Annotated in this window: 6 protein-coding genes; all 6 read left to right on the top strand. The window is 54.5% G+C overall.

Annotated features, from left to right (window positions below; genetic code table 11):
- Nucleotides 1–326, top strand: a 326-nt coding sequence (locus QZP87_RS02565; RefSeq protein ID WP_291321352.1) for an Rrf2 family transcriptional regulator, incomplete at its 5' end; no start/stop codon positions are given.
- 337 nt (nt 327–663) lie between these two features.
- Entirely contained in the window at nt 664–2,001 is a 1,338-nt protein-coding gene (locus QZP87_RS02560) for a cytochrome ubiquinol oxidase subunit I (RefSeq protein ID WP_291321351.1), read from the top strand.
- Between the two features lie 72 nt (nt 2,002–2,073).
- Nucleotides 2,074–3,099 (top strand): cytochrome d ubiquinol oxidase subunit II, encoded by a 1,026-nt coding sequence (cydB, locus tag QZP87_RS02555; protein WP_291321350.1) that lies wholly within the window; start codon nt 2,074–2,076, stop codon nt 3,097–3,099.
- Nucleotides 3,100–3,229: 130 nt separating this feature from the next.
- Nucleotides 3,230–3,508, top strand: a complete 279-nt coding sequence (locus QZP87_RS02550) for a hypothetical protein (RefSeq protein WP_008870905.1) — start codon at nt 3,230–3,232, stop codon at nt 3,506–3,508.
- Complete coding sequence (locus tag QZP87_RS02545; protein ID WP_008870906.1) at nt 3,477–3,830, top strand: helix-turn-helix transcriptional regulator; 354 nt, start codon at nt 3,477–3,479, stop codon at nt 3,828–3,830. Before QZP87_RS02550 ends, QZP87_RS02545 begins: the two co-directional genes overlap by 32 nt.
- Before the next feature lie 33 nt (nt 3,831–3,863).
- On the top strand, nt 3,864–4,780 hold a 917-nt coding region (locus QZP87_RS02540; RefSeq protein WP_291321349.1), incomplete at its 3' end, for an ABC transporter transmembrane domain-containing protein.

The raw sequence follows: 4,780 nt of genomic DNA, 5'->3' as shown, positions 1-4,780 counted from the left end.
TGCAGATTCCGGAGTCATTCATGGCCAAGGTGGCCCAGACCCTGTCCAGGGCCGGTATTATTCAGATTACCCAGGGAGCCAGAGGAGGCTACAGACTGCTCAAAGACCCTTCCCGGCTTTCCCTTCTGCAGGTCGTGGAGGCCGTGGATGGAGAAATATTTCTCAATCAATGCATAATGAGCCCTGAGTCATGCAGGCGAAGCCCTTCCTGCGGGGTACACAGAGTCTGGGAGACTGCCAGGCAGCGTTTGAGGCAGACCTTAGATGAAACAGATTTTGCCACCCTGGCCCGGGAAGAGGTGTGCAGCCAACAGCAAAAGGAGTAGATTCAAAGATTTGGAGTAACCATTCAGGGGGACGTCGGTGGTGGCTGATGGCACAAGGCCACGGGACTGTCCCGCACTTATTTTTCCAACGCCAACAGCTGAAAATGGTTCTTCAAAAAATAAGTGCGGGGCTGTCCCCCTGGCCGGTATCTGCCCCCTGAATGGTTACGATTTGGACCGTCCATATCTGCCTGCGGGATATATTGCACCTGCTCAGGCCCTCTTCAGGCTGTATAAAGTCCTGATGAGCACGGCAACAGGCTGCAAAAATTAAACATTTCTCCAGGCAGTCACTGATAGATAAGCCTTACAAACCTATTTAACCAGGGGAAGACTTATGGATGTTTTGTTACTTTCAAGACTTCAATTCGCCATGACTACCTTCGTCCATTTCATTTTCGTCCCCCTGACTCTTGGCCTGTCTCTGCTGGTGGCCTACATGGAGACCAAGTTCATCCGCACCGGTGACGAAACATACAGGCGCATGGCCAAGTTCTGGGGAAAACTCTTTCTTATCAACTTTGCTCTGGGGGCAGTCACCGGCATTGCCCTGGAGTTCCAGTTCGGAACCAACTGGTCCAGGTATTCAGCCTATGTAGGTGACGTTTTCGGGTCTTTGCTGGCCATAGAGGCCACCATGGCCTTTTTCCTGGAGTCCACCTTCCTGGGCGTCTGGATTTTCGGCTGGAAAAAGCTCCCGCCCAAACTGCACAATGCCAGCATCTGGCTGGTGGCCCTGGCGGCCAATCTTTCCGCATTCTGGATTATTATGGCCAACGGCTGGATGCAGAACCCTGTGGGCCATTTGATGGGAGACGGCCGGGCCGAACTGGCAAGCTTTATTCAACTGGTAAGCAACGAATTCGCCTGGCAGCAGTTCATCCATGTCCTGAGCGCCTCCTACGTCCTGAGCGGTTTCTTTGTCCTGGGCATTTCCGCCTGGCACCTGGCCAGGGGGTCCCACGTGGACTTCTTCCGGAAATCATTTCGCATCGCCGCTCCGTTCACCCTGGTCTTCGCCCTTGTGGTGGTCGTCCATGGCCATCACCACGGCTCCACGGTGGCCAAGTATCAGCCGGAAAAGCTGGCGGCCATGGAATCCCACTGGGAGACCCGGACCAATGCCCCGCAGTACCTGCTGGTCATCCCTGACCCGGCCAACGAGGGCAACAGGCTGGAACTGCTGCCCATCCCAGGAGGGCTTTCCATGCTGGCCTATCATTCCTTTGATGCCGAGGTAACCGGTCTCAAGGACTTTCCGGAAGAGGACCGCCCTCCTGTCTGGGCGACATTTATGTCTTTTAGAACCATGGTGGCCCTGGGCATGCTCTTTCCCGTGCTGGCTGCCTGGGCCTGGATAAGGCGTAAAGACCCGGCCTCTTCCCCAAGGATGCTCAGGCTTCTGCCCTGGATTATTCCGCTGCCCTACATAGCTGTCCAGCTGGGCTGGATAGTGGCTGAGATGGGCAGACAACCCTGGATTGTTTACGGAATGATGCGCACCGAAGAGGCCTTTTCGCCGGGTATCACCACCGGACAGGTGGCCGGTTCACTGGCCGGCTTCTTCGCCATCTACGGACTCCTGGTGGCCCTGTGCATATTCCTGTTGTCCAAATACGGGCGTAAAGGCCCGGCCCCGGCCGAGTCCGGGGAAGAACCCGCAGGGAGCAACTAATGGCCTTTATCAATGAAAAATCAAGTTTCAACTGCATGCTGTGCAGGTTCATAATTAAACTGGAGGTATCCCATGCTTGAGACCACCTGGTTTTTGCTCTGGGGAATATTGTGGGCAGGCTATTTCGCCCTGGACGGATACGATTTCGGCCTGGGCATAAACATGCCCCTGCTGGCTGAAAGCGAGACCGACAAACGGGTTATGTACAACGCGGCCGGACCTTTCTGGGACGGCAACCAGGTCTGGCTGATAACCGCAGGCGGAGTGACCTTTGCCGCATTCCCGGCCACTTATGCGGTCATGTTCAGCAGCCTGTACACCCCTCTTCTTCTGCTGCTGTTCGCACTCATTTTCAGGGGGGTGTCCTTTGAATTCAGGCGCAAGGTGGACAGTGATTTCTGGAGAAGGTTCTGGGACGGATGCAATGTACTGGGCAGCCTCATCCCGGCCCTGCTCTTCGGAGTGGCCTTTGCCAATATCTTTATGGGCATTCCCCTGAATGCTCAGCAGATAAATGAAGGCAACCTTCTGACCCTGCTGAACCCGTACGGCCTGGCCGGAGGGGTGCTTTTCGTCCTGCTCTTTTCCATGCACGGCAGCCTGTGGCTGGCTGTCAAGTCCATGGGCGACCTGGAAAGAAAAGCCGTAAACCTGGCCAACAGGGTCTGGGGTGCGGTGCTGGTCATGGTGGTCGCTTTTCTGGCCCTGACTGTGATGTACACCAATCTGTTCGACAATTATGCCGCCAACCCGCTTTTGCTGATAATACTGCTCATACCCGTGGCCGGGCTGGTGCTGGTAAAGGTGTTTCTGCATCAAAGGGTGTACTGGAAGGCCTGGGCCGCATCAGGTGCAACCATAATCGGGGTGACCATGTTCGGAGTAATTGGCATGTATCCCAAACTCCTGCCTTCAAGCATTGACCCGGACTTCAGCATGACCATCGCCAACTCCGCCTCCAGCACCCTGACCCTGCAGATTATGCTGGGAGTGGCCCTGGTCTTCTGCCCCTTGGTCATTGCCTATCAAAGCTGGGTGCATCTCAAATTCAGCCACAAGATAACCGACGAGGACCTGGAGTACGAAGAGGCTTATTAAAATGAAAATTGGGCACTGCCCGCAACCATAACCATTCAGGGGAGCCTCGGTGGTGATTACTGGCACCAGGCCTCCCCTGAATGGTTGATTTTTTGTTGACATTATACCATCTGGTAGCATATAAAAAGTTATGGCCTGGTCGGTTCGAGTCAAGAAAAAAGCTGTCAAAAAAGCACGGGAACTGCCAAGGACAGCTAAAGAAAACCTCTTTGCTCTTATGCGGGAAATGGAAGAATCCGGGCCAGTAAGAGGAAACTGGAAAAACTATTCAAAGCTCGGTAAGAACCGGCACCATTGCCATATTAAAGGCGGCCATCCGGCCTATGTGGCTGTTTGGGAAGAAAGTGAAGGAGAGATCAACCTTATTGAGGTAACTTATGCAGGCACTCACGAAGACGCACCCTACTGAGGCCATTGAGCTACGCATCACAGGCCCCAGGGATAAAAAGGATGAAGTGCTTCGCGAAATTAAAAAGCATGGCTATACTGACTCAAGCGACTCCATCCCCTGGAGAGAACTCTTCCAGGAGTTTGAAAATGAACCCGAATACAGCGTGGCCCTTCGTGGAGCGCGTAACAGGGAAGGACTTACTCAGACAGAACTTTCCAGGCTGACTGGGATTCCCCAGGGGCATATCTCCAAGATGGAGAACGGCAGGATGGAGATAGGCAAGGAACGGGCCAGACGTCTGGCTGAAGTTTTGAACATGGATTACCGGGTTTTTCTTTAAGTTCCTGGGTCCGTATTATTCGAGCAGCTGATTTTGTCCCAGACCCAGGCACTGAAATGGCTAAACAGCTTCAGGAAAACCGCGGGTACAGCCCTGGCCCTGTCCATAGGCCTGAACCTGTGTGCGGGCATCCTGCTCATTGTCCAGGCCGGAGCTCTGGCCTGGAGCGTACACCAGGTGGTTTTTGAAGGCCTGGGACTTGGCCGGGTCATGCCCGCCCTGTGGCTTATACTGGCCCTGGTGCTGGCCAGGGCCATGCTTGTCTGGTACGGATCAAGCCTGGCCGGACAGGCTGCGGCCCGGACCAAGGAAAAAATCCGCTGGCAACTCCTGGAGCACCTGTCCCGGGCCGATCCCTCGGCGTTGACCAGTCATTCCACGGGACAACTGGTACACTTGAGCACCGACGGGGTGGAAGAAGTGGACGGATACTTTTCCGGATATCTGCCCCAGATGGCCCTGGCAGCCATGCTTCCCCCGGCAATCCTGGTATTTATCCTGCCCCTGGACTGGATATCCGGCCTTATCCTTCTGTTTACCGCCCCCTTTATTCCCTTTTTCATGATTCTCATAGGCCGCCGGGCCGAAAAGCTGAACCAGCAGCAATGGCAAAAAATCACCCGCCTGACCCACAGATTCTTAGACGCCATTCAGGGCCTGACCACCCTCAAGATATTCAATGCCGGCAAAAGAGAGGCTCGGGTGGTGGATGAAATATCTAAGGAATACGGCAAAAGCACTCTGTCTGTTTTGCGGGTTGCATTTTTAAGCGCCCTGGTTCTGGAATTCATGGCTACGGTCAGCATAGCCGTGGTGGCGGTGATTATCGGATTCAGACTTCTCTGGGGTGAGATGGATTTTATGGCCGGTTTTTTCATTCTCATCCTGGCCCCGGAGTTCTACCTGCCTCTGCGCAACCTGGGCAGCAGGTTTCATTCCCGGGTCTCGGC

It is taken from the genome of Desulfonatronospira sp. (genome assembly GCA_003563255.1).
Classification (GTDB): Bacteria; Desulfobacterota; Desulfovibrionia; order Desulfovibrionales; family Desulfonatronovibrionaceae; genus Desulfonatronospira.
The sequence above is the reverse complement of the archived record's forward strand: the minus strand, read 5'-3'. Positions and strand labels throughout refer to the sequence as shown.

Bases quoted from the DNA above. Each gene is read 5' to 3' on its own strand.
- QZP87_RS02545 (WP_008870906.1), top strand. From the start codon at position 3,477: ATGCAGGCACTCACGAAGACGCACCCTACTGAGGCCATTGAGCTACGC.
- QZP87_RS02560 (WP_291321351.1), top strand. From the start codon at position 664: ATGGATGTTTTGTTACTTTCAAGACTTCAATTCGCCATGACTACCTTC.
- cydB (WP_291321350.1), top strand. From the start codon at position 2,074: ATGCTTGAGACCACCTGGTTTTTGCTCTGGGGAATATTGTGGGCAGGC.
- QZP87_RS02550 (WP_008870905.1), top strand. From the start codon at position 3,230: ATGGCCTGGTCGGTTCGAGTCAAGAAAAAAGCTGTCAAAAAAGCACGG.